Source organism: Scytonema hofmannii PCC 7110, assembly GCF_000346485.2.
GTDB classification, from domain to species: Bacteria; Cyanobacteriota; Cyanobacteriia; order Cyanobacteriales; family Nostocaceae; genus Scytonema; species Scytonema hofmannii.
Genome location: NZ_KQ976354.1, coordinates 7,474,181 through 7,497,204, shown reverse-complemented (window position 1 = coordinate 7,497,204; position 23,024 = coordinate 7,474,181). Strand labels below are relative to the sequence as shown.

Below are 23,024 nucleotides of genomic sequence, written 5' to 3'. Positions count from 1 at the left end.
TTTGTGTGGCAATGCCCACGCTACTTGAATGTTGTAAGCACGGTACAGCAAGGTTAATGAGATACTGAAACGTTCTCAGCTTGCTTTCAGTCAAATTTCACAAAATTTACTAACTTTTCAGCTTTTTCCCATCACTTCATCAGATGAGCCTCAGTGAGCAGTTGCATTCTATTAATTGTAAGCAATGAAACGAAAGTTTCTTGGAGAAAAATATGATGAAACGCCTATTTGTTGGTAGCTTGTCTTTCGTACTATTTTGCACTGCTGCTAGTAGCGCCCATGCTCAAACACCTGCTGCTACTGCGCCCTCTCAACAAACAATGGTAAGTGCAACTTCAATCCGCAGTTTTACACCCTTTCAACTTGTCCACTTTGCTTATAGAGGCTCTCTTGGGCAGCAAGGTATTCCAGGATACAGTCTGCTGCTTTCTGAGTTGAAATTGGGTAAAGCCAGTGCTGAATCTTTGGTTAAAGCTGGTATTACTGCAGGTAGAGTTTCACCTGATGCTCTGAGCGATCGCAGGTATTTAAATGGTGTTGCTAACCAACTTAAACTTTTAGACACGCTCTAAATCAGTGACCAGTGACCAGTGACCAGTGAGTTCATCCTCTGTATTGAAAAGTAGGGGATTTGAACCATGAATCAATTTCTTTTGTTCCGCAGATGAATGGTGTAAGTACTGTACAGGTGACTGGTCATTATAAAAATAACTGCTATGAAATCAGGCATAAAGATGCGCGAAAGCCTACTAATTTAGTACGGTTTTCCGCAATCACATCTACCAATTTCTACTGTTTTGTAAAGTTAATATTAAGTTGTTGGCAATAATACAGAAATTTAGGAAAGTTTAGGGGCTTCCGTAAGCAGATTGCCTGGTAATTAACCTATAGGAGCGATTTTAGAGGAATTTAGACTTTTGTTCGACACCTAATAATTCTGGATTCTTGAAGTAGCAAGGCTGTTGGTACTCGTCTGGTACGTAGGACTTTAGTGCAACAAAAAAATCTGGAGAACGATCCGGAATCTTGCAAGCTAGGTTTGTAGTAAAGAGTGTTCCAGTATAAAGAGTGGAACAAAATTGCATAAGAACACAAGGTCAGACCTATATAAGTAATAGAGAAGGGTTAAAACCCGACCAACAAAACACTAACTTGAAATACTGAATGTAATGGTGAGTAATTATGACTAGCTTTTCTCAAATCCAACCAAAACAAGATCTTCTTTCTCCAGTCCGTCAATGGTTAGATTCAATAGCCATTGATAATGCCAAACTAGCTCATTTCTTGTGCAGGCTTATTCCTGCTCAGTGTCCCTTTGAGCGTGATATTACATTGTTTGGTCGCAAGCTGTTTCATATTCCTCCAATGTGCAAGCTAAATCCTGTCTATGAGGAAGTTGTTTATTTGCGTTTCCGCGCTCTGTGTTATCTTGCAGACGTATGCGGTGAAGACGTAACTGCTTACTGCTAATAGTTGATTCTCATTGACACAACGTCCGCATTGAGCGCGATACGGTTTTAGCCGTTATGCCTCCGGCTTATCGCAACAAGGCTGCAGCCACAGATAATTAATAGTACGCTATCGACAGAGTTCGATTTCATTAACAGCTTGCCACTACGTTCCTCCACGATACGTCTCACCACAGCAAGTCACAGCCCGCTTTTAGATGATTTTGTAGATAAAGTTGGGTTGACCAAGTGTAGATTAAATATTTACCCCACAAGAGTTTGATTTTCAAGCAACGTGCAAATTAAACATTTGCAGTTTGGCATATAGTATTTTCTTTTAAAAATCTTTTTAATCAATTGGCTTTGTCTACTATTGCCCGGATAACTTCATCTTAATGAGCGGTATAGTGGTGTTGATAAGTTCATTATAAATCAATACGGTTCAGTTAAGCAGTTATTTAGAAACCCGGTATCTTGAAGATACCGGGTTTAGTGCTTCCCTGGCGACCCTTAACTGAACCGTATTGCATTATAAATGTCAAAAGCGTAACCCAGCTTTTTATGTCTTGACAGGTTCAATCGTAGAGCTTTTCACGGTAGCCTATGTATGCCATGAGAGCTTTGCCTCGCCGATCGTGTTTTTTCTTTGTAATTGAGATAAAATCCAAATTGACACCAGAAAAAATAAGAAATGACACTAGACCAAGTCAGAATCATTTTAGTAGAACCATCTGGTCCAATAAATGTGGGGTCAGTGGCGCGAGTGATGAAAAATTTTGGGTTTAATCATCTAGTGTTAGTCAATCCTCAATGCGATCCGCTTTCACCAGAAGCACTGCAAATGGCGGTTCATGCTAAGGATATTCTACAATCGTCTCGATCGCTGGCAACTCTACCAGAAGCTTTACAAGGATGTACGCGAGCGATCGCAACAACTGCTCGTGTTCGTGACTGGGGAACACCCCTGGAGAATCCCCACTTAGCATTACCGTGGTTGCTTGAAGAACCAAACCGATCGGCGGCGCTGATCTTTGGTAGAGAAGATCGGGGTTTAAGCAATGAAGAACTTAATTATGCTCAACGATTTGTTCGCATTCCCACCAATTCTACCTATCCATCACTCAATTTAGCCACGGCTGTTTCTCTCTGCTGTTACGAACTTGCACTTTTTGACACTGACAATCAAGAGGATACGGTGAAGGAAGAACTCATCACGTCAAAAAACGGCTCAGAAAATGACCCTGCTTCTTTAGATGTTGTGGAAACATACTACCAAGAACTAGAATCCCTCCTCCTTAAGATTGGTTATCTTTATGCCCATACATCAGCAAGTCGCATGGAAAAGTTCCGTCAATTATACAATCGCGCTCAGCTACAAACTAAAGAAGTTGCTATGTTGCGAGGTATTTTAAGGCAGGTAGAATGGGCTATTGGGAACCTTCATAACCATAAAGATTCATAATTCATTGTGTTTGGGAGACTTACACCTAAAAAAAATCTTTTTCCGTCGTAATTGGGATTAGTATGTAATTGCGCGTATGCCTTAATGTTTGCCTTTTATAAAAGCTAATTATAATATAAAAATTTATCATCATTATATATTATGAATACAAGAACTCGTATAAAAGTTATCTCACAGCGTCGTCCCGATTTACGCAAAGTCCAAAAGCTGCCACAGAACAAGATGGAGGTACATAATCAGCAACGTCCTCCCCAAAAGAAACCAACATCTACACGTGTAAAAGTTATTCCACCATTAAAGCCTGCCACTGTACCTAGAAGGCAACCAAGAGGAGTAACTCCACCCATTAATCACTCTGCTACTTTCAAAGGGAGGATTCCTCCTTATAACCCCAACACTGTACAGTTAAAAACTGCTCATTTGCAAAAGCATCCAGTGATGAAACAATCTTATTCATCTCGAAAAACACGGTTAAAGCCGATGGCAAGAACAATTTTGTATGCCCTGCGGTTGTTAATTGTTGGAGTTGGGATAGGTGCGATCGTCGGTACTGTTTTATCTGTGTTAGATCCAGCCACTCGTCTCGCTACGCCGGGAAGCGTATCATCCGATACGACTGTTGCACAAAAAGCGCAGTCCCAACCAACTCTAACTCCAACTCCCACACCGACAGCAACGAGTTTGTCTCTATCTCAAGAACTTATTCCCTTAAAATCGGCTGTACAAAGTTTGGCAGCATCAAATCCAAATCTTACACCGGGGGTTTTCTTGATTGATTTGGATAACGGTGGTTATGTGGATTTGAATGGGGCTGCAAGTTTTGCTGCTGCTAGCACAATTAAGATTCCAATTCTGGTTGCTTTTTTTCAAGATGTAGATGCACAGAAAATTCGTCTTGATGAAAGTCTAACTCTAGAATCGGGAATGGTAGCAGGCGGTTCTGGGAATATGCAGTACAAACCGGTAGGAACCCAGTTTACAGCGCTGGAAGTTGCTACGAAAATGATGACAGTCAGTGATAACACAGCAACTAATATGCTGATTGCTCGATTGGGTGGTATTGATGCGCTAAATCAACGTTTTCAAAGTTGGGGTTTGACAACGACTGCAATTCGCAACATCTTACCAGATTTGGGAGGTACAAACACAACCAGTCCTAAAGAGTTGAGTACTTTGATGGCAATGGTTGGTAAAGGTAATTTGGTGAGTATGCGATCGCGAGATCGCATTCTGGACATTATGCGCCGCACTGTGAGAAATCACCTATTACCAGCTGGTTTAGGACCGGGAGCAACCATTGCCCATAAAACTGGTAATATTGGGACAATATTAGGAGATGCAGGTCTAGTGGATGTGCCTACTGGCAAGCGTTATGTCGTTTCTGTAATGGTACAACGCCCAAGAAACGATCCTGGTGCTGAAAAACTCATTACCTCCATTTCTCGCGTTGCTTACGAACAGCTCAGCCAAACTTTTCCCGTTCCTAACAATACGGGAAGCAGCATACCAAACACTGGCTATCAGCAGCCACCAGTCGTAAGTCCATTACCAGCCATAAGTCCGCCGCCAGCCATAAATCAACCGTTACCCAATGGCATCAGCAACACTTTACCTCTAACTGGATACCAACCTCCAGTGATGAATCCACCCTTACCTAATGGCATGAGCAACACGTTACCGCCAACTGGGTATCAAGCACCTGCGATCGCTCCACAAGTAGCACCGCAATATTACTATAATCCATACCAAAGATAAACTTTCCAATTCCATGACTTCTAAAACACCGTCCATTCAATTTTTTGCTGGCATTTTTGAAGAACTGAACAATGTCAGTCTGCGTCGTAACCTTCGTTCTGGTAACCGCATAGTTGTGATGCTTTTTAAGCAAGTGAAAGCTTTGAATGGATTTAATAGCTTCACAAAACAATCTTTGAATTCGATGCTATTAACTGATGAAGAAGGAGAAATTCGTGTCACACCTTCTTCGACTCAATTTATTTTTGGAGGCGCAGAAGGAGATGAATTGCAGAGAGTAGAGTGTAAATTTGAAATAGAGCAAGAAGATCAATGGCAAAGGTTTATGCGCTTTATGAAACGTTACAGTGAAGCCAACGGCCTGGTTTACGGAGAGTCTTAAACCATTGCTATAGAAAAAGTACACCGTCGCACAATCACTGCTACTGTTACCAAATCTGGTTATCAAAAAATGATGTCTAACTGGATTTATCAAAATTCCCAGTTACCATAACGTTAGCTGCAAATCGTTCATTTGCTGTTTTGGAGTTTCTAGAGTTATTAATTTAGGAATAGCAGTCCGACTCATCTCGTAATACTCTAAATTCCGCTCAACTCCAATGCAGCAGATGCCAATAGCTTCCCCTGCTGCTACTGTTGAACCAGAACCCGTAAAAGGATCTACAACTACGCCCTCACCCAAAGGTAACGCTGCATAAACAATCTGCCGAAGAAAAGACTGTGGTTTAAGACTTGGATGATTAGCAATAGCTCTTTCTTGTTGAGAAGTCCGTTCGCTAGGAATTACATCACCCAATGGTGTACCGTCTAGGTTTCGTCTTAACCCACCAGTTTGGAATTGTCGGAGACAGTCACTTAACTTCATTCCTAACGGTATGGGTTTTCGTAAAACGCCCCAAGGTTCATAACAGCCTCGCAGCATAGAGGAGACATATGGAAATTCATCTTCAGCATTTTTGGGTCGATCTCCGCCACGAAGTGTTCTCACAAGGCGAATTAATTCCCCACGAAACTCCAATCCCCCTTCAACTAAAGCAGAGAAAACTAGCTGGGAAAGAAAAGCATTACTTGCGATCAAAACATGACCGCCCGGTCGAAGTACACGAACTACTAACTTTGCCCATTCTATAAAAAAATCCTTTAAGATTAGACGCTCTTTTGCAGTCAGCGCGGTAAAGGTGCGCGTTGATGGCTCAGTATGTTACCACTCAACAAACTGAGGTGTGTAGATTTTTCATACATACTTGAGTGGGGAGAAAGCGGTTACCGACGGCAACTGCTTTCTCCCCACTCCTTTAATGATTATTATTGAAAAAATGCTGTCTCTTGTTTTTTTGGGACAATTTATTTTCTAGAGCATCGGTCTAGTAATCCCAAAAACCTGGTTTCTTCAAGTTGAGCATACGAGATATCAAGCTTGACCACAAAGAGAAACCGGGTTTTTTGCCTACTTTTTGACTATTGGACTGGCGTAGAAGTCCCTAAAAGGCAAAGAGCACTCGACTACACCGCGCTAAAACTTCAGTCGTTGGAGGTGACAGCTAAACCGATGAAGTTACCTCTAGGTACGTTAGCGATTTTTGTTGCAGCCCCGGTGGACAGATTGATGGTGTAAAGGACTGTATCAGACACTGCATAGGCAGTATTTTTGCCTTGTGCGTCTGTGAAGATGTCGAACCCGCCTATGGGCGCAAAGTTGACGCCGAGAGAGCCTATTGTTTGGAGAGTGCCATTATTGGGTGGGTTTTGCAACACTAATACGTCAAGGTCGTAGTCAATGCCAAAAAGTTGAGTCGTTGTCGTTCCAGCAAAGGAATTGGTGTAGGCTTCAGCGGTAATGTTGGGGTCAACTCCCGCATTGGCATCTGTTGCACCATAAGCCAGGTTTACATCGACAATAGTTTGACCGTTATCTACGTTAGTACGGAAATTTTGCTCATTGCTACCGACTATTCGCAGGCGGTCTGGTACGGGATTGAAGTCAAACCCTGATTGAAATCCTCCATTAAAGCTACTAGATAGCTTGCTCACAAACGTAGCTACACCGCTGACGGGGTCAATAGTATATACATTGTCAGTGTCTGTAACACCGTAGAGCAGACGGTTTGCTGGACGAAAGTCAATGGCTTGTAAGTTGCCGTTAATTCCTGTGACTTGAACGACTTGACTCACTCCTCGCAGGTTTATATTCACTAAAGTATTGTTGGCGGTTAAACCAATAAATTTCACGGCGGGTATATCAGTGAACAGTACAGGAATAGCGATATCAATTTTTGGTTCCAAAAAGTTATCAATAGTCTGTGCAACAGTTTTTACGGCAGTGTTAGCCGAACTTTTGTTGACACTGAAACCTAGGCAAGTGGTTATTACAGTAAAAACCACAATAAATTTACTGACTTTTTTCAGTTTCATATTACACCTTTTTACATTGTAATTTTGACGAATCTAGTAATAGAAACACGAGAAAGTGGTGATTCTATCTCTTCCGTACTCCTCAACAAGAATATTTTTATACATAAATGATACAAAAGTAAATACATTTATATTATTTTCTTAAGTTTTAAAAAAGACTCATTATAAGGAGAAGCTTACGGATAAATTACTAGATAATGAGTATGATTATTTTGCAACTAACGGTATTGATACCGCATCCCAGGAAGCTGTGAAACTAAACCCATCAGTTCTAACTGCAGTAAAGCGCTGGATACTAAACCAGCAGCCATACCAGTTTGTTGAACAATAAAATCAAAGGGTAATGCCTCTGAAGAAAGCACATTCATAACCTGTTGAAGTTCTGGGGACAAATCTGGTAGACTTAACTGCTGAGGTGGCGAGGTTGCTTCAACAGAATCAAGTTCCGGTATTGCTCCCAGCATTTTTAGTAATTCGTCTAATTCTTTAAGAATGGGAACAGCGCCTTGGCTAATAAGTTTTAAACAGCCTTGGGAAGGGTAGTCATCTAACCTTCCTGGTAATGCGTAAATATCTCGTCCAAATTCATTGGCATAACTAGCAGTAATCAAAGCACCCGATCTGATTGGTGCTTCCATAACAAACACAGCGCGACTCAAACCAGCTATGATCCGATTGCGACGAGGAAAGTGGGTGCGATCGGGTGGAGTTTTTGAGGGATATTCACTCAAAACTAACCCATTAGGCAAAATCTGTTTGTAAAGTTCTTTATTTTTAGATGGATAAACAACATCTACGCCTGTACCGAGGACTGCTAGTGTACGTCCTCCGGCTTTAAGAGTAGCGCTATGGCTTTCAGTATCAATTCCGTCTGCTAAACCAGAAACAACTGTGAAACCGTTTTTAGCTAAAGCTATACTAATTTGACGAGTCCAACGCAAACCATACTCTGAGGGTTGGCGTGTTCCAACAATACCAACTGTTGGTTTCTGTCCAATATTTTCCAGCAAATCAACTTCGCCGCGATAGTACAAAACAGGGGGCGGACTAGGAATTTCTAGCAGCAACCGAGGATATTCTGGATCGGCTGGTGTCCAAAAATGAGGGTTTTGCTGTTGATGTTGTTCGAGAAATGTTTCTGGGTGCAATCGCGATCGCTGTTGTATAACCTTAGATAATGTTTGAAAACCAAAACCTTCTACCTTTTTCAACTGAGCTTCGGTTGCTTCCCAAGCTCTTGCTAGTGAGCCAAAATGTTGTTGTAACCGTCCTAACAGGATAGGACCAACTCCAGAAATTTGCGACCACGCTACCCAATACGCACGTTCTTGTCCCACCAATTGCCCATCCTCATCATCTCTGGGTTTATTGTTCCCAAAAAGGACTCAGGGATAAAAACTAGGAGTTTTTAATCTACGACGTTGCACATCTGTTAGATCGGGGTCATCATCAGGGTTATAGTAATACCTTGCCGCTCGATCACGTTTACCCAAAGTTACCCACAAGTGGATAATGTTGGACAAACCAGAGGAATAGCGGTCAATTCCTCCTACCTTGAAGGATTCACACCTTCACAGACGGATGAGGAGTTGGACTCCCATGCTTGTGCTGAAGCTTTGGAAACCCAAGAAAACCGGTGTTCACCAAGCCGTCACCCGCAGACCCTGTGAGAGTAGGTAAACCGAACCAAGCATTACGAGAACCTAGCTTCAAGTAATGCTTATGGAAACGCTGCCAGTGTGCAAAGACGTGCTGACGAGGTTCGGTTTGAATCGAACTCTGAAAGGCGTATCTCGCTGGCAGTTTCTCATAGTAAATATTCATCCCGCGACGCGCTAAAACTAGACCGGCGGCGCTATCGCTTCCCATACCATAGCGTTTCATATATTTGACAACGCCGATTTGGCTAGAATATTTGGGACTTACCTCAATAATTTTGATGCCGAGTTTTAAGCATCTAGCTTTTAACAATTCTTTGAACTTGGCATAAGCAAAACCTGATAACATCCGATTATATTTGCGCCCGCTATGAAGTTGTTTCTTCTTTTGAGAGAAGTCTAATTTCTCAATAACAATTGGTTTTTTAGTAGCTAGCGCTCTAGATGTCAGTTCTGTAATAGCATCAGCTAATCTTGCTTCTGTTTGTTCTGTTGAACAAGAGTGTAGATCTAAATTAACTTTTCCCCAAGCTACAGGATTGCCGTGACGGTTGGTTGCACACCAGCCTATAGAACCGGGATTAATATCTAAACCAATACAACCTGCATATTTATCATGACTGGTAATAGAAAAGTCAACTAAACAAGTAATAGCGACTACCCACTTCCCTTTTTTATTTTTGCTAAATACATAAGTGAGAGCGTTGTTTAATGCCCAAGCGGTAACTATATTGTTGTATCCTTGCTTGTTAATTTTGTAAAGTGGTAAGGTCAGATATTCTCCATACGTTGCCTCTAAAAAGTAAGGGACACGTATTCTTAGACTTGGGATAACATCAGGTGTTAGCTGACATATTTGATTGCTGTTAGTTTCGTTAGTACTCCCAACAAATGTTACCTTTCCTACGTTCCCCAGATTTACTTTGACCCCTCGTTGGATTACTTTAGCTCTACGGTCTAAGTACATCTTCAATTGGCGCTTTTTCTGATGTAATTGCTGTTTAGCTAGTTGCAAATAAGTCTTACCGTGAGGTTTACCGTTAATCGGACAAGCGTTATCAAACTCAGGGAATTTCTTAAGTACAGGAACTTTTTTCAGTTTTCTAGCTTGAGTTTTTTGAGGATATTTGATGGCTAAATTATGTTTCTCTACGGCTTGGGCATATTCCCTGTGATTCTTCAGTCGTTTGTTCAACCTTTCAATTTCTGACTTAACTGATTTTATTTTGGCGTCTAGTGTATTTAGATGTCTTTTATGGGACTCCTTAGCCGATTCCAACTCACCTGTAACAAAATTAATGACACTGTTGGCATGACGCTTGTTTACTTTAAAAGTGTTTTGAATTAGGGAGTTTAACTTCTCCTTTTTCATATCACTTTGTAAACCTTCTAACGCCACAAGGGACATCTGGGCTGCAACTGGTGAGAACTGTTCTAACATCTCAAGCGTGTGTGTTTCATTCGTTAAATTATTGTCAATCTGAGTCACATATGTTTGATAAACTTGAGGCATTTACTTCACCTCCTCAATTACATTAGATATTCCCTCGATTAATTTTTTATTCTTCTTACTTCTAGCGCCATACAACCGGGCTGAAAATACTGTAATCAACTCAATCATGTCTTGTACTAACTCTTGCTCAAAAGTGATTTCTTCATTGGTCTTATTAATAATGACCACTTCAGTTTCAAATTCTTCGCACATAGCAAATACAAGCTCGGCACCAAATCTCAATAGCCTATCTTTGTGCGTCAGTACAAGGCGGCTGACATCTCCTTGCATTATGCGTTTGAGAAGTCTTTGAAGTCCTTTTTTCTGGTAGTTCAGACCCGATCCTAAATCTTGAATGGTTTCAAACTGCCAACCATTAGCACTGCTAAAAGCCTCTAAAACTTGAGATTGACGAACTAAATCTGCTTTCTGGTCGTGGCTTGAAACTCTAGCATAGTTAATGGTTATACGTTCATCTAGCTGTTTTAGATCTCTTGGCGTAATGCGTTTAATATCAGCCAGAAAAAATCTTCTTTGACCTGTGGGTGAACGTTCACTCTTTATCTTTCCTGAATCAGCCCAACGTCTTAAAGTCTTCGTGGAAACGCCTAATTCTTTTGCAGCATCTCCAATACTAATCGTCACTTCTGATGTACTCTCCATATCAACTCAACTGATATAGACTACCCCTCTATAGTTACCTATTTCGGAAACAATGTCAATATTTGTCTAATAATTATCTTACAGTTTCAAGCCCATGCACTCGGATATGGAGAGTACTTGTAGAACAGAGTCCGGCATTCGTGTTGTCCTTTCCAGTACTATTAAAGTTAACTAGTAGGTCTTAAACAAAAATTGGCGTTGCATATTTGCGGGATGATTTTATTTTCTCTGTCAGTTGAAAAACTTAATTCTTGGCGCTCTTGGCGTCTTGGCGGTTCATTCTTCATCCCCATTTTATGCAACGCCCAGGATTTTTCTGGGAAAGGTTGAATCAGCTGTCAAGAAAGTTGCGCCGATCGCTGAGTTTTTAGATACTCAAACACGGATTTATCCCCGATATCTGGAGGAATGGATTGCACAACCTTCCGCACAGCAAATACCACGAATAAAGTTGCCCAAATACCTAATAAAACTTTTTCCCCATAAATTGGCAACACCCCAACTAAATGTCCTAGCAGAAGCAACGGTACTATTGGCGTTAGTATTTTAGTCTCAAAACGATTAAAGCAAAACGCTTCTTTAAAATAAATTCCTGTCAGCGCTACAAAGGTAAAGCCTACTCCCAGTAAAGTCAATGGTTGAGTGTAAACAGTTACCGCTAAAGGCTCAATACTATATAGTGCTAGTACCATAGCAGCAACACTACCAATTGCCCAAAAAACTTGTAAAAGTCGGTGCAGCACTGCCATATATATATGTATTGTAAGTAAGCTGACACCTAATGCCAGACTGAAACAGGCATATAAAGGTGTAAGTACTTGGAAAATTTCTGGGTTCTGGTTAAATAGAACTAAAGCACTACCCGTGGCAAAGCTGAGTGCAGCTACCATAAGCCCAGTACGGTAGACAATGACACCCGTGCGATCGCTCTGAGTAATCGTAAACTCCCCAAATTGACCTTGATAAACGGACGGTGCAGATAAAGTTTGCTGAGCCATAGCAATTGAAATCCGAGATTTTAAATAACTGCCAATTATCCCTATCCTATTTTATCCGCGTACATCCGCGTTAAGGGTGCGGTTCAATTCTTCAACAATCAAAATAGACTACCACCACTACACCCAACTCTATCTGCAACTGCGAGCGCGCATTCCCATTGTTCACAGCAATTTCCACCCAACCATGGCTGCCCACAAGTGCGATCGCTTCACCAACGTTAACTTCATTATAAGTGCTACAGTTGGGAATAGTTATTCCCGCAACTTCTATATTCCAGTTTCTGCCCAGCACATCACTTCCTGGAATGTTAGTCACTAAGTTACCAAAATGGTCAATATATTGAATACTACCACTTATACCAGTTTCCGTTGCCGTACATTTGGCGATATCCAATTGTACTAGAGTTGTTGGAGCGATTGGCTCACCTAGCTGTTTGAGGGGTACTCCGCAAGAAAGATAAGCTGCAACTGGTGCAAAAATGTCCCTTCCATGGAAAGTTCTGCTGGGTTGAGGGGTTCTCCAGTACTTGGAGTTTGTCAGTTCTACTGCTGCTATCGCTGTGCTTTCACTCAAAACTCCACCGAATATACCGTTATCGGGTCCCACTAGGTAACCTTTGGCAAACTGGACTGCGATCGCTCGTCGCATACTTCCTACACCAGGATCGACAACAGCCAGATGCACTGTACCAACTGGGAAATAGAGGTAAGCATCCATTAAGCAGAACCGAGCCGCCGCGATGTCTTGTGGTGGAACTTCATGTGTCAAGTCTACCACTGTAAGTTGTGGGTTGATTTGGGCAATAACTCCCTTCATTGCCCCAACGTAAACATCACGGGTTCCAAAATCGGTTAGCAAGGTAAGCATGGGGTTGTAAAGCTTCCACAGCAAGATATTGCCGCTTAATAATATATATTAAGTTTGTTTTTCTGTAGCAAAAGTTACGAAAAATTTGCTATGTTAGGAAAGTCAGACATTTAATGGAGAAATTAAAGAGGCACATTGGTTAAAATGAGCAGGAACAGATTGGAATCCGTAAAACAAGCACGAGAAACGCACAGGCTAAATATTAAAAGAACTTTAGAGCATCGCTTAAAAGTAGCCAGAGACAAAGGCGATGAAAATTTAGTTCGCCAATTGGAAGCTGAAATGAACTATTTCAGTTAAAAATAAAGTTTTATTGTTTTAGTTCATAGTTTTGTTGTGTGTTAACCCGCCAAGGCGGGTTTTCGTGTTTATTAACAGTGACCAGTAACCAGTGACCATTCTAAACCATCAAGCTCTGCCAACTCCCTTACTAGCTTTAATAACTTTTGCAGGGACTCCAACTGCGATGGAAAAGGGAGGGATATCTTTGGTAACAACGGCTCCAGCACCGATTACACTTCCTTTACCAATAGTCACTCCATCTAAAATCCTGACTCCAGAACCTATCCAAACATTGTCCTGAATTTCAATTCCTTCACGGCTTAATCCATGCTCTCTGTGATTGTTGGCGTAAATGCTTGTATGGGATGCAATTAGGCATTCCTTGCCAATTTTTATATCACCAGGTCCGGACATACAGATATAAGGTCCTAAGTAGGTACTATCACCAATTGAGATCGAGCAATGAGAAACAGTTGCTCTGATATCAACACCGCGATCGATACAAACTCTATTACCAATACGTAGTAAGCTGTGTGGCGCTCTCATGTCAAAGCGTACATCTCGCATAATTTTAACATCATCGCCAATCTCAACTAAACAGCCTCCAAGAAACTCAACTCCCATCTGAATATAAAGACCCCGACCCACGCGAGCAAGTATTAAACGGTAAGCCAGTCGTCGCAGCAGAACACCAAGTGGACGAGGAATCCATCCGATCAGATTAGTTACAGCCAACTCTATTATCCGTGACAAAACTGTAGGTGAGGTAGACGGCAGCTGGTTAATGTTGAGATCTTCTTGAACTGTCATAGTTGTTTACTTTTTACTAGGTAGATGGACGCAATCTCAATGAGGTTCAGTTTCTTAATTAATGACTTAACCGTCAATTAACTTCTTGTTTTTCTTACTACGAGAACCGTATAAACGTGCTGAGAACACAGTGATAAGTTCAATCATGTCTTGTACTAACTCTTGCTCAAAAGTGATTTCTTCATTGGTTTTATTGATAATAACTACCAGAATTTACAAGTTCCTTGGACTTTCGGCTTTTGATGACTCGTGCGGGTATACCTACAGCAACTGAGTAGGAAGGAATATCTTTAGTCACAACTGAGCCGGCACCGATAACACTACCCTCACCGATAGTCACTCCATCTAATACAGTCACCGCATGACCTAGCCAACAGTCATTCCCAATCGCAATTCCCTTGCGAGTGACACCTTGGTCTTCAATATTTCGCATAGGGTCATCAAAAATGTGATTGTTAGCAAATATCCCTACTTGCGCTGCAATTAAACAGTTTTTACCGATTTTGATGTTTCCAGAACCTGCTAAACAAACATAGGAACCGATATACGTACCTTCATCAATATGGATGCAAGTATCATTCATTGCCCTAATGTCAACACCATGCTCAAGGACACATCTATCTCCAAGATAGATTCTATTATTTGGGTGTCCGATTGTATTTATACGAGCGCCTTGTAAAATTTGCACCCCATTGCCAATTTCAATGCCAGAAGTGTTAAGAAACATAACGCCGTGTTGAATATAAACTGAATTACCAACACGGGTAAAAATAGTACGATACAGTAGATTGCGTAAGTTACCACCCACAAACCTTGTGGGGATATTACCTAATAAGTTAGTTAAAAAACTTTGTTGTATACGCTTCCACTTTGATAAAGATTGTTGGTGCTTCATGATGAGGTTACGCTAAATAGATGACTTACTAAAAGTTTTCTTAGAGGAAATGATGAAATATGAATAATAAAAAATTTTTATATTTTATCATTCATCATTTCTAATTTCTTAGTCACTAGAATTGACCAGTTTCTTGCCAATTCGGCTTTTGATTACCCGTGCAGGAACGCCCACAGCAACGGAATAAGGGGGAATATCTTTAGTCACGACGGCTCCTGCACCGATGACACTACCCTCTCCGATAGTTACTCCATCTAATACAGTTACCTTGTGACCCAGCCAACAATCATCCTCGATCGCAATTCCCTTACGAGAAATGCCTTGGTATTTGATTGGTTCTATAGGATCTGTAAAATTATGATTATTGGCAAATATTCCTGTGTATGAAGCTATTAGACACCGCTTGCCAATTTTGATATCTCCAGGTCCAGCAATACATACATCAGGACCGATGAAAGTTTCTTGACCTATTTGTATATAAGAGTCGTTCAAGCAACCTATAGTCGTGTTCCGCTCAATAGCGACTGCATTGTCCAGAGAAATTCGATTGTTTTGGTGTCCTCTTCCATCTATACGAACACCTTTGAAAATATACACCTCATTCCCTATTTCAATACAAGAAGTACCAAGAAATTCAACATCCTCTTGAATATAAACAGTGTTGCCTATATGGGCGAAAGTACTACGATACAATAAATTTCGCAACTTTGGTCCCAACGCAATTGTTGGAAGACCTCCTAGTAAACTAGCGACTATAACTTCTTGCAGACGTATCCATTTTGAACCAAAAAGTTCGGAATTCATGTATACTCCCTTTAAATAAGGATGCTGTTAATTAAGCCTGAGAATATTTCTGGAAAACTGTTGTTTAGCTTCGTTATCTGAGCGCGTTTCATACCGTCACAACATCAAAAAATGGCTTTTTTAGCCAAAACGTGAGGCAGTGGGTTAGTGAGGCAGTCCTAAAAAATCTAGAAATGCCGAGTCCATATATTTCAACTAAATCAATCAAGGGCAAAGCCTTGAAGACTTAAGTTCTCTAGTGTATGGGAGAAAAGGCTGCCAACGCAGATTCTGGCATAGCAGCTAACCTTAGTTTATACTGCTACTTCAAGAACTCAGGTAATAACTTCACTATCAACTCAGGTTTCGCTAAAGACTTCTGAATCTTGTTAGCCAAGAAACAAAACTCAAATATATAATCTCTCCTGCAAGATACGGATAGTATAAAATCGTGCCTTTAATATCTACCAGGAGAGCAATTCAAATCTATTAAACTAAGGTGGAGTCAAACCACCAGGTATTCGTACAGCAGGAACTATCTTAAGTACGAGCTTATATCCTAAAAAAAGTTTACCCTTCAGCAGTGGTTGCTGAGTGTGAGTTTGGAGGGTTGATAGAATAAAACTTAGCCCGAACATACAAATAACCTGCTAGTTTCTAATTCAGAGTTGCGCTCTTTTCTGCACAAACTCACTACTTGACAACTTGCTTTTACACTATAACTTTAGGTATTTGGTTTCCAGCCTAATGCATTACAAGCCGAAAATCGCTAAATTTTGACATATTTAATAGAAATTTCATATAAAGCATGCAGAATCTTTATAAATTTTTAGCTGAATTTATAAATAAATTCTTAAAAAAGTATTTTTTAATACAATTTTTGAGAAAAAATCCCTAAATGTTACGGAACTCTAGTTATCAATTATCCTCAAGTAAAAATAGTTACAACAATGTTGTAACTAAAGGTCAACTAATCTTAATATAGGAAATATCAGCTAATACAAACAAACTTTTCAAAGTTGATTTTGCTTGGTTATTGGTCATTTGCCATTTGTCATTGGCTCTAACCACTAACTACTAACCAACTTTATGCAAAAGTTTCAAGCAATCAGACGAATTCGAGTTCAAATGGGGGATTCAACGGCTTGACTTATGAAAAATGTCTTTACAGCTTGGGAGCTTGGTCAAATGCTCTTGCTACTGTGTTCCAAGATAATTTGCGTTGGAAATCAAAATCCTCAGTTATGTACCTCCTGAGTCAATTTAAGAGATTGGATCTGCTTTCTTCTTGAATTCTAAGATCGTAAGTCGTTTCAACAAGCCACGGATCTTTGTAAAGGTGAAATCGCTGTTGGACAATCAGCCAAAAGAAGGGAATACTATCAAGCAAATATCTTTTCCAAAGTCGCCTCGGCTCACTTATAAGTCTATAGAACCACTCCAAACCTACCTCACTCATCCACTTAGGAGATCTCTCCACGTCTCCAGCCTCAAAGTTGATGGTTGCACCAATAGCGAAAAACGTTTTAACTTTCTTTAATTGATTTCTATATTTAGAAATCCATAGTTCCTGCTTTGGAGCGCCCACACCAATCGCTAAAACTGTAGCTTTTGATACATTAATCAGATTGACAATCTTTTGGCATTCCTCTTCATTTTTCTCAAACCCAAAGCTAGGTGCATAAGTGGCGACAACTATATCCCGACCTACCTTGGAATTAATGTTTTGCTGTGCTCTTTGTGCGACATCTCCCAATCCACCTAGTAAAAAAATCTTGATGTTCTTATTGTGTTTGTAATAGTTGTAAAATGCTGGAAACAAATCCGAACCACAAATTTTCTGCTTGATGGGGTTACCTAAAAGTCTAGATGCATACATTAATATTTGACTGTCGCAAACTCTGTAGTCAGCTTCTTGATAAACACGATAGAATTCCCGATTTGTCTGCAACTTCATAACGTGGTCTACATTAGGAGTAAACACAAGCCCACCAAATCGAAGCTTTTTTAATAGCTCCTCAAGGGTAATGTTATGTATGTTTACATTAAGCAATTGAATTTGTTTTTGTTGCACGGGAGCACACTGAAATAGGGTAATCATTGGTTTTAAGTGTTAAACAGAATTGCAATCTAGTAGTAAAAAAATGCAAATTTAACTGGTCACTGGTCACTGCTCACTGAGTTCCATAATAGATTCCTCTACCATTGGTACCAATAAAAACTAAACCAAACTGCTGGCGGCTGGCTTCCATAATATTCGGATTATTGCCAATAGGTTTGGTGCGATCGCCAATTCTCTTCCATGTTTTTCCTCTGTCTAAAGAGCGGAATATTCCTTGACCCATCTGATGAATTTCCCCATACAAGTAGAGTGTTGAAATTTTACTTTTCGGTTGAGGTTTACCCAGAGCAAACAGATGTGTTCTTTTCACTGCTGGGATTCGAGAAAAAGTTTGACCACCATTCATTGAGTGCAAAAGTCCTTGCTCGTCCATACCAAGCCACAATTCACCTTTGACTCCAGGAGATACTTTTAAAGAATGCCAATCTGCATGAGGAATAGATGTAGAAATAACATCAAAAGATGTACCCCCATTAGTACTGCGGTAAAGTTTGCCGTTAGCGTAGTAGTAAAACGTCACGCTATCGACTGGATCGGCAACAAGAGGTTGCACCCAGTTCCAAGGTCCAGAAAAACCATTTGGTAATCCAGAAACTTGTTTCCAAGAATTCCCTCCGTCAATGGTACGCAGTGCTTGACCATCGCTCACTGTGACAATCATGAGATTTGGATTGCTTGCAGACATAGCTATCCGTGTTGGCAAAGTCTTTTCTGGAAAAGAGCCAAACTGCTTCCACGTCAAACCACCATCATCTGAAGTTGCACCTGAATAAGTGTTGTTAAATCGATTGCCACCAACACGTGCCATTCTTTTTGGATTGGCTTCAGAATAGGCGATGCTGTAAGTATCCTGAAATGCAGGTCCGGTTTCGCCAAAAGTTTTTGATGGGTAAACATCTAACCCTTGATTGTGGTAAAAACCATCTACATCTGCCACTCCACTCAAGAGTAAAGCTCCATTGGGGGGTGACACCAATGTAAAGGTGACAACCTCTTCATGTCCTTTCTGATAGTTTGTCCAGACGACTGGTTTAGCATTGATATTTTCTGCCTGCCAAATACCATACCAATCAGTCAGCCAAACTTTACTTGCAACTTTAGGATCGAATTCAATAGCAGCCACCGAAGGATTGGAGGTTATATAGTTAGACCACCAAGGAACAGTGTTGTTGGCTTTACGTTGTTGCTCTTTCCATGTCATTCCTCCATCTAATGAATGATAAATTTTAGTTTCTTTTTCAACAAACGTAGACACCAGTACTTCTTGGGAATTATTGGGATTGATACTGATGGCATTAAAAGGAAGTTTGTTGTTAAAAGGTGTAATGTCAATCCAACGACTGTTCGTTAATTGACTAACACCAGAACTATGAGTCACTAACAAAACATCTGAACTGGCGATCGCAATCCGATGTACCTTTGAAGGACTAGCTGCGACTTTAGTCCAAGTGACACCAGTATCAGTAGACTTGTAGATTCCGTCTTCATAGGCAACAGCGTAAACTATACCAGACTCATATCTGTTAAAGGCAATGGCTGTAATACCAATATTCTTTTTGAGCTTTCCAGGGAAGGATTGTACTTTTTCCCAAGTGTTACCACCATTCAAAGACTTCCACAGCCCATCTTGTCGCGAACCAAAGAAAAGGACTTGAGAATTAAACGGATTTACAACCAGTCTTTCTCCCGCCCATCTGATATCCTCATTTCCGCCCATCTTCAAGTCTAGATTCAGCTTTGTCCAGGTTTTTCCCTTATCTGTAGATTTGAAGATAGTTCCTTTATACTGCCACCAGTCAGCAGTATATTTACCAACGGCAATATAAATAATATCCCGATTGTTTGGATCGAGGGCTAAAGCCTCACCTCCGTAGTAATTGCTTTGAGCCAGTGGAAAATGTTCAGTAAGTGGTATCCAACTTTTAGATGCTGGGTTCCAGCGATAAAAACCACCAACATCTGTTTTAATATAAACCAAATCTCTTTCTTTCGGATGAATATAAATACCAGTTACATAACCACCACCTCCTAAAGACACATTTTGTGTCCCTAAAAGAGTCTCTTTTTTATAATCTTTGAGATTGGCGACACTGGCTTTTGAAGATACGAAGTTGAGAATAGCATGATGAGACTTAAGTTGTTGAAGCCCCAGTGTAATCATAATAGTAATCCCGATAAGAGCAATTGCTTTTGTCATTTGTCACTGGTCACTGGTTACTGGTCACTGGTCACTTCTTGAAGAATGCGCTGCTTTTGTATAACTCCTGCTACCTTTCGAGCCAAGCCTTCCATCTGTGTATACAAAGGTATAGGCAAAAGCCAAATTAAATAAGCAGCTATACCAGTAATTAATGTACGTCGCGGTTCTTCTATCAAAATGCGCCAGTAAGTAAATATCGCTTGATACCACATCTGTACAGATGTAGCACCTGCTTGTAAAGTCACGGCTCTACGAGCTAGGTATCTGAGATGGTAAGCCATAGCAGGCTTTTCCCACTGTCCTATTTGCTCTGGTGCATAAGAACGAACTTTTTCAATCAGCTTCTTCCAAGACTCTAACTTTTTATTAAGGTTAGCTGACAAGCCGCTAGAATTGACTCGGTAAAGTGTTAAAGCTTGAGGAATTCCTGCAATTTTCCAATTTGTTTGAATAGCTATCCGCAACCAACATTCAACATCTTCAGACTCACGGAAGTTTTCATCAAAATAAAAATCTTCTGTTGAACCGTAAAGATTATCTAAAAATTTGATGTTCTCAAAGACTTCTCGTCGAAACACTGCTGCTGAACCGTTACCAATGGGGGTACGACAGAATAAGTCTAATGGGGTAATATCTTTTAATTTGGACATTTGATACAGACCCCACGGATTGCTTTTTTCGTCAATAAATGCAGAGCGGCTAAAACTTATGCCTACGTCAGGAGATGATTCTAAATGAGCAATATGTTTTTCTATCTTGTCTGCTAACCACAAATCATCAGCATCAAGAAAAGCCAAATACTCTCCTTGAGCATGACGAATGCCTGTATTTCTCGCACCAGCTAATCCCCGATTTTTTTGATGAATAATTTTAATTCTAGGGTCAGTAAATTGCTGACAAATCTTTACACTTCGGTCTGGAGAATCATCATCAATAATTAAAATTTGTAAATTTTGATGACTTTGATTCAGTACCGATCGCAGTGTTCCTTCGATATAGTTTTCTGCTTTGTAAACTGGAATAATGACAGATACTTTTTTCATGTTATTCCCCTGATTTTTAGTTGTTAATATTTTTGCCAGATTACTACTTATTTAAATGAACCGCAAAGACGCAAAGAGCACAAAGAAAGAAGAAAAGAAGATTGACATTGTTTGGTGTTTTTTTCAATTTGCTTTGCTCCTAATCTATGAGTCGAGTAGCACGAATTTTACTCATTGATTGCATTAGGAATGTTGCCAGATGATCTGAGAAGATTTTGATGAGTAGTAACTTGATCATTAAAATTTGAGTCTTTTTTTGTACCAGCAACTTTGGGTATAATTTAATTGCATTTTGTATCTTTTCAAAAGAGAGCTTAAATTTTTCTTGAGGTGGAGCATACATCAAAGCTAACTGTGCCATGTATTGATATATACCTGCTTGGCTCTGCTTTTTCAAATACTGTAAATGTGAAGGTGCTCTCTCAAATGCTTTGTCAATGACAATTAAGTTATATTTCTCCATAACATCTATTTTTGATGACATCGCACCGGAAGACTTCCGATATAAAACTTGAGCTTTAGGTACAACAGCAAAATGCCAACGCCGTGCTAGTCGCAGCCAATAATCCCAATCTTCAGCAGAGCGAAGTGTCGCATCAAATTCTCCTACATCTTTAATTGCTTCTCGACGCACTAAAGGATTGGAGCCACTCGCAATGAAATTCCAAACTAATAAATTTGCATAAACATCACCTTCAAAATATATAGGAGTACTTAAATGGTAAGTTTCTGCTTTTTCATCCATAAACCTTGTCCAACTGTAAGCGACTCCAGCGTCTGGATGCTTTTCTAAAGCGGCTAGTTGACTTTCTAATTTGTCAGGTGTCCATAAATCATCAGCATCAATAAATGCTACATACTCGCCAGTGGCGTGAGAAATACCGCGATTGCGAGCAACTGGTAACCCACCATTTTCATAATTGAAAATTTTTAAGCGAGGGTCTTGAACTGTATTGAGTAACTCTACAGTTTTATCTGTTGAACCATCGTTGATAATGATGATTTCTAAATCAGAGAGGGATTGTTTTTGAATGGAAAGAACTGTTTGTAGGATTGTGCGCTCTGCATTGTATGCGGGAACTATAACAGATACAATTGACATAAAGTTTTACTCTTGGTCATTGGTTATTGGTCATTTGTTATTGGTAGTTTATGAAAAGATTCTTTTGTCTAGCAGATCTAGAATTTGGCTGTTTTTAGCAATATCAAATTTTCTGGCAAAATGCATATCTTCTTGAATCAGAAAGGGATAATCTTGAAGAGTTAGTAAATGAGGATGTCCGTGACGACTTTTTTTAAAATTGATGTATCGGCAGTTGCGATCGCACAAATTAAATTTATTACTATTAACTAGTAAAGTTTGAATTAAAGATTCTTCAGGCAATAGTGTATTTTTATAGTAACTGATAATCTTTGATGACTTAATAAATAAATCATGTAAATACCTTATACATTTCCAGGAAAGAGTTGTGAAATACGAACCTCCATAACATTTAAATTGCTCGTTAAATGGTGAGATTTCGCTTTGACAAGCTATCATTAGGACAGGAGAAACATCTATTTTTACAATATTTTGAAAATAATTTATAAAATTTTTAACTAATTTAAATAGAATTTTTTGTTCGCGTGATAGCTGTACGTGCGAGAGTAAGTATTGATAACAGTAGCGATCGCATCCTGTTTTTAGTCCCCAAGGGCTTTGGGGACTAAAAACATCAAAATACTCTAAAAAACCATCATATTTAGTCTGTGCCAAAAAATTTTCTATTTTAGGCAGTGGTTGAGTTGGATAATCTTGACCAGTCAAATTTACTAACCAATCAAATTTAATGTTATGTTGAAAAAGCCAGTCAATAGCATTAAAATATGCTTGTAAAATTGAAAAATCGTACCTTTGAATTTTATTACTAATAATTACTTCAACATTTGGTAAATTTTGTATAGGTATTCTATCCAAATCACAAGTATAATAATTATGGCTAATAAGTACGTAAGAATCAGGACTTAATTGTTTAATAACTTTAACAAGCCTGTATATTTGTTCAGGATTTTTGTGAGTCTGAATAAGATAACAGATTTTCATGGTAGTTTACCCTAGCTAAATTTACAGAAGATTATTAAACCGCAGAGGTG

Annotated in this window: 21 protein-coding genes and 1 pseudogene; 6 read left to right on the top strand and 16 right to left on the bottom strand. The window is 39.8% G+C overall.

Annotated features, from left to right (window positions below):
• Nucleotides 1-212 precede the first annotated feature (212 nt).
• The 5 genes from WA1_RS31395 (at nt 213) to psb28 (ending at nt 5,047) form a co-directional block, all read left to right on the top strand.
• Nucleotides 213-572, top strand: coding sequence for a hypothetical protein (locus WA1_RS31395; protein ID WP_148662800.1), 360 nt, complete (start codon nt 213-215; stop codon nt 570-572).
• Nucleotides 573-1,182: 610 nt separating this feature from the next.
• A complete protein-coding gene (locus WA1_RS31390) occupies nt 1,183-1,470 on the top strand; it encodes a Mo-dependent nitrogenase C-terminal domain-containing protein (RefSeq protein WP_017740340.1) in 288 nt (95 codons plus the stop codon).
• A 669-nt stretch (nt 1,471-2,139) separates the two neighbouring features.
• The gene (locus WA1_RS31385; protein WP_017740341.1) at nt 2,140-2,910 is read left to right on the top strand and encodes an RNA methyltransferase; all 771 of its coding nucleotides are present in this window, start codon (nt 2,140-2,142) and stop codon (nt 2,908-2,910) included.
• Nucleotides 2,911-3,051: 141 nt separating this feature from the next.
• Nucleotides 3,052-4,665: a serine hydrolase gene (locus WA1_RS31380; RefSeq protein ID WP_017740342.1), complete on the top strand. Its 1,614-nt coding sequence runs from the start codon at nt 3,052-3,054 to the stop codon at nt 4,663-4,665.
• Between the two features lie 13 nt (nt 4,666-4,678).
• The gene (psb28, locus tag WA1_RS31375) at nt 4,679-5,047 is read left to right on the top strand and encodes a photosystem II reaction center protein Psb28 (RefSeq protein ID WP_017740343.1); all 369 of its coding nucleotides are present in this window, start codon (nt 4,679-4,681) and stop codon (nt 5,045-5,047) included.
• A 102-nt stretch (nt 5,048-5,149) separates the two neighbouring features.
• Here the strand turns inward: psb28 and WA1_RS31370 are convergent, their stop codons facing one another.
• The 7 genes from WA1_RS31370 to WA1_RS31340 form a co-directional block, all read right to left on the bottom strand.
• Complete coding sequence (locus WA1_RS31370) at nt 5,150-5,743, bottom strand: DNA methyltransferase (protein ID WP_017740344.1); 594 nt, start codon at nt 5,741-5,743, stop codon at nt 5,150-5,152.
• A gap of 443 nt (nt 5,744-6,186) precedes the next feature.
• The gene (locus WA1_RS31365; RefSeq protein ID WP_017740345.1) at nt 6,187-7,077 is read right to left on the bottom strand and encodes a DUF4394 domain-containing protein; all 891 of its coding nucleotides are present in this window, start codon (nt 7,075-7,077) and stop codon (nt 6,187-6,189) included.
• A 218-nt stretch (nt 7,078-7,295) separates the two neighbouring features.
• Nucleotides 7,296-8,414, bottom strand: a complete 1,119-nt coding sequence (dprA, locus tag WA1_RS31360) for a DNA-processing protein DprA (RefSeq protein ID WP_017740346.1) — start codon at nt 8,412-8,414, stop codon at nt 7,296-7,298.
• 226 nt (nt 8,415-8,640) lie between these two features.
• Nucleotides 8,641-10,248, bottom strand: a complete 1,608-nt coding sequence (locus WA1_RS31355) for an IS200/IS605 family accessory protein TnpB-related protein (RefSeq protein ID WP_017740347.1) — start codon at nt 10,246-10,248, stop codon at nt 8,641-8,643.
• Nucleotides 10,249-10,890 carry an IS607 family transposase gene (locus WA1_RS31350; RefSeq protein WP_017740348.1) on the bottom strand — a complete coding sequence of 214 codons (642 nt, stop codon included), beginning with the start codon at nt 10,888-10,890 and terminating at the stop codon, nt 10,249-10,251.
• A 338-nt stretch (nt 10,891-11,228) separates the two neighbouring features.
• Entirely contained in the window at nt 11,229-11,888 is a 660-nt protein-coding gene (locus WA1_RS31345) for a DUF2301 domain-containing membrane protein (protein ID WP_017740349.1), read from the bottom strand.
• Nucleotides 11,889-11,979: 91 nt separating this feature from the next.
• Complete coding sequence (locus WA1_RS31340; protein WP_017740350.1) at nt 11,980-12,756, bottom strand: SAM hydrolase/SAM-dependent halogenase family protein; 777 nt, start codon at nt 12,754-12,756, stop codon at nt 11,980-11,982.
• A 144-nt stretch (nt 12,757-12,900) separates the two neighbouring features.
• Here WA1_RS31340 and pirA point away from each other — a divergent pair, with 144 nt between their 5' ends.
• On the top strand, nt 12,901-13,056 hold the full coding sequence (pirA, locus tag WA1_RS58285) for an arginine synthesis PII-interacting regulator PirA (protein WP_017740351.1): 156 nt from the start codon (nt 12,901-12,903) through the stop codon (nt 13,054-13,056).
• A gap of 108 nt (nt 13,057-13,164) precedes the next feature.
• On the opposite strand, the gene WA1_RS31335 is transcribed toward pirA, so the two are convergent.
• The 9 genes and pseudogenes from WA1_RS31335 to WA1_RS31300 form a co-directional block, all read right to left on the bottom strand.
• Nucleotides 13,165-13,848 carry an acyltransferase gene (locus WA1_RS31335; protein ID WP_017740352.1) on the bottom strand — a complete coding sequence of 228 codons (684 nt, stop codon included), beginning with the start codon at nt 13,846-13,848 and terminating at the stop codon, nt 13,165-13,167.
• Between the two features lie 66 nt (nt 13,849-13,914).
• Nucleotides 13,915-14,055 (bottom strand): annotated as a pseudogene (locus WA1_RS53490) (IS607 family transposase); the annotation flags it as partial.
• On the bottom strand, nt 14,039-14,743 hold the full coding sequence (locus WA1_RS31330) for an acyltransferase (RefSeq protein ID WP_017740353.1): 705 nt from the start codon (nt 14,741-14,743) through the stop codon (nt 14,039-14,041). The pseudogene WA1_RS53490 and the gene WA1_RS31330, both read right to left, overlap by 17 nt.
• A gap of 108 nt (nt 14,744-14,851) precedes the next feature.
• On the bottom strand, nt 14,852-15,547 hold the full coding sequence (locus WA1_RS31325) for an acyltransferase (RefSeq protein ID WP_017740354.1): 696 nt from the start codon (nt 15,545-15,547) through the stop codon (nt 14,852-14,854).
• A 1,237-nt stretch (nt 15,548-16,784) separates the two neighbouring features.
• Nucleotides 16,785-17,627: a WecB/TagA/CpsF family glycosyltransferase gene (locus WA1_RS31320; protein ID WP_017740356.1), complete on the bottom strand. Its 843-nt coding sequence runs from the start codon at nt 17,625-17,627 to the stop codon at nt 16,785-16,787.
• A gap of 73 nt (nt 17,628-17,700) precedes the next feature.
• Complete coding sequence (locus WA1_RS31315; RefSeq protein WP_017740357.1) at nt 17,701-19,845, bottom strand: VPS10 domain-containing protein; 2,145 nt, start codon at nt 19,843-19,845, stop codon at nt 17,701-17,703.
• Between the two features lie 17 nt (nt 19,846-19,862).
• A complete protein-coding gene (locus tag WA1_RS31310) occupies nt 19,863-20,891 on the bottom strand; it encodes a glycosyltransferase family 2 protein (protein ID WP_017740358.1) in 1,029 nt (342 codons plus the stop codon).
• Between the two features lie 139 nt (nt 20,892-21,030).
• On the bottom strand, nt 21,031-21,993 hold the full coding sequence (locus tag WA1_RS31305) for a glycosyltransferase family 2 protein (RefSeq protein ID WP_017740359.1): 963 nt from the start codon (nt 21,991-21,993) through the stop codon (nt 21,031-21,033).
• A gap of 48 nt (nt 21,994-22,041) precedes the next feature.
• Entirely contained in the window at nt 22,042-22,974 is a 933-nt protein-coding gene (locus WA1_RS31300) for a beta-1,6-N-acetylglucosaminyltransferase (RefSeq protein WP_017740360.1), read from the bottom strand.
• Nucleotides 22,975-23,024 lie beyond the last annotated feature (50 nt).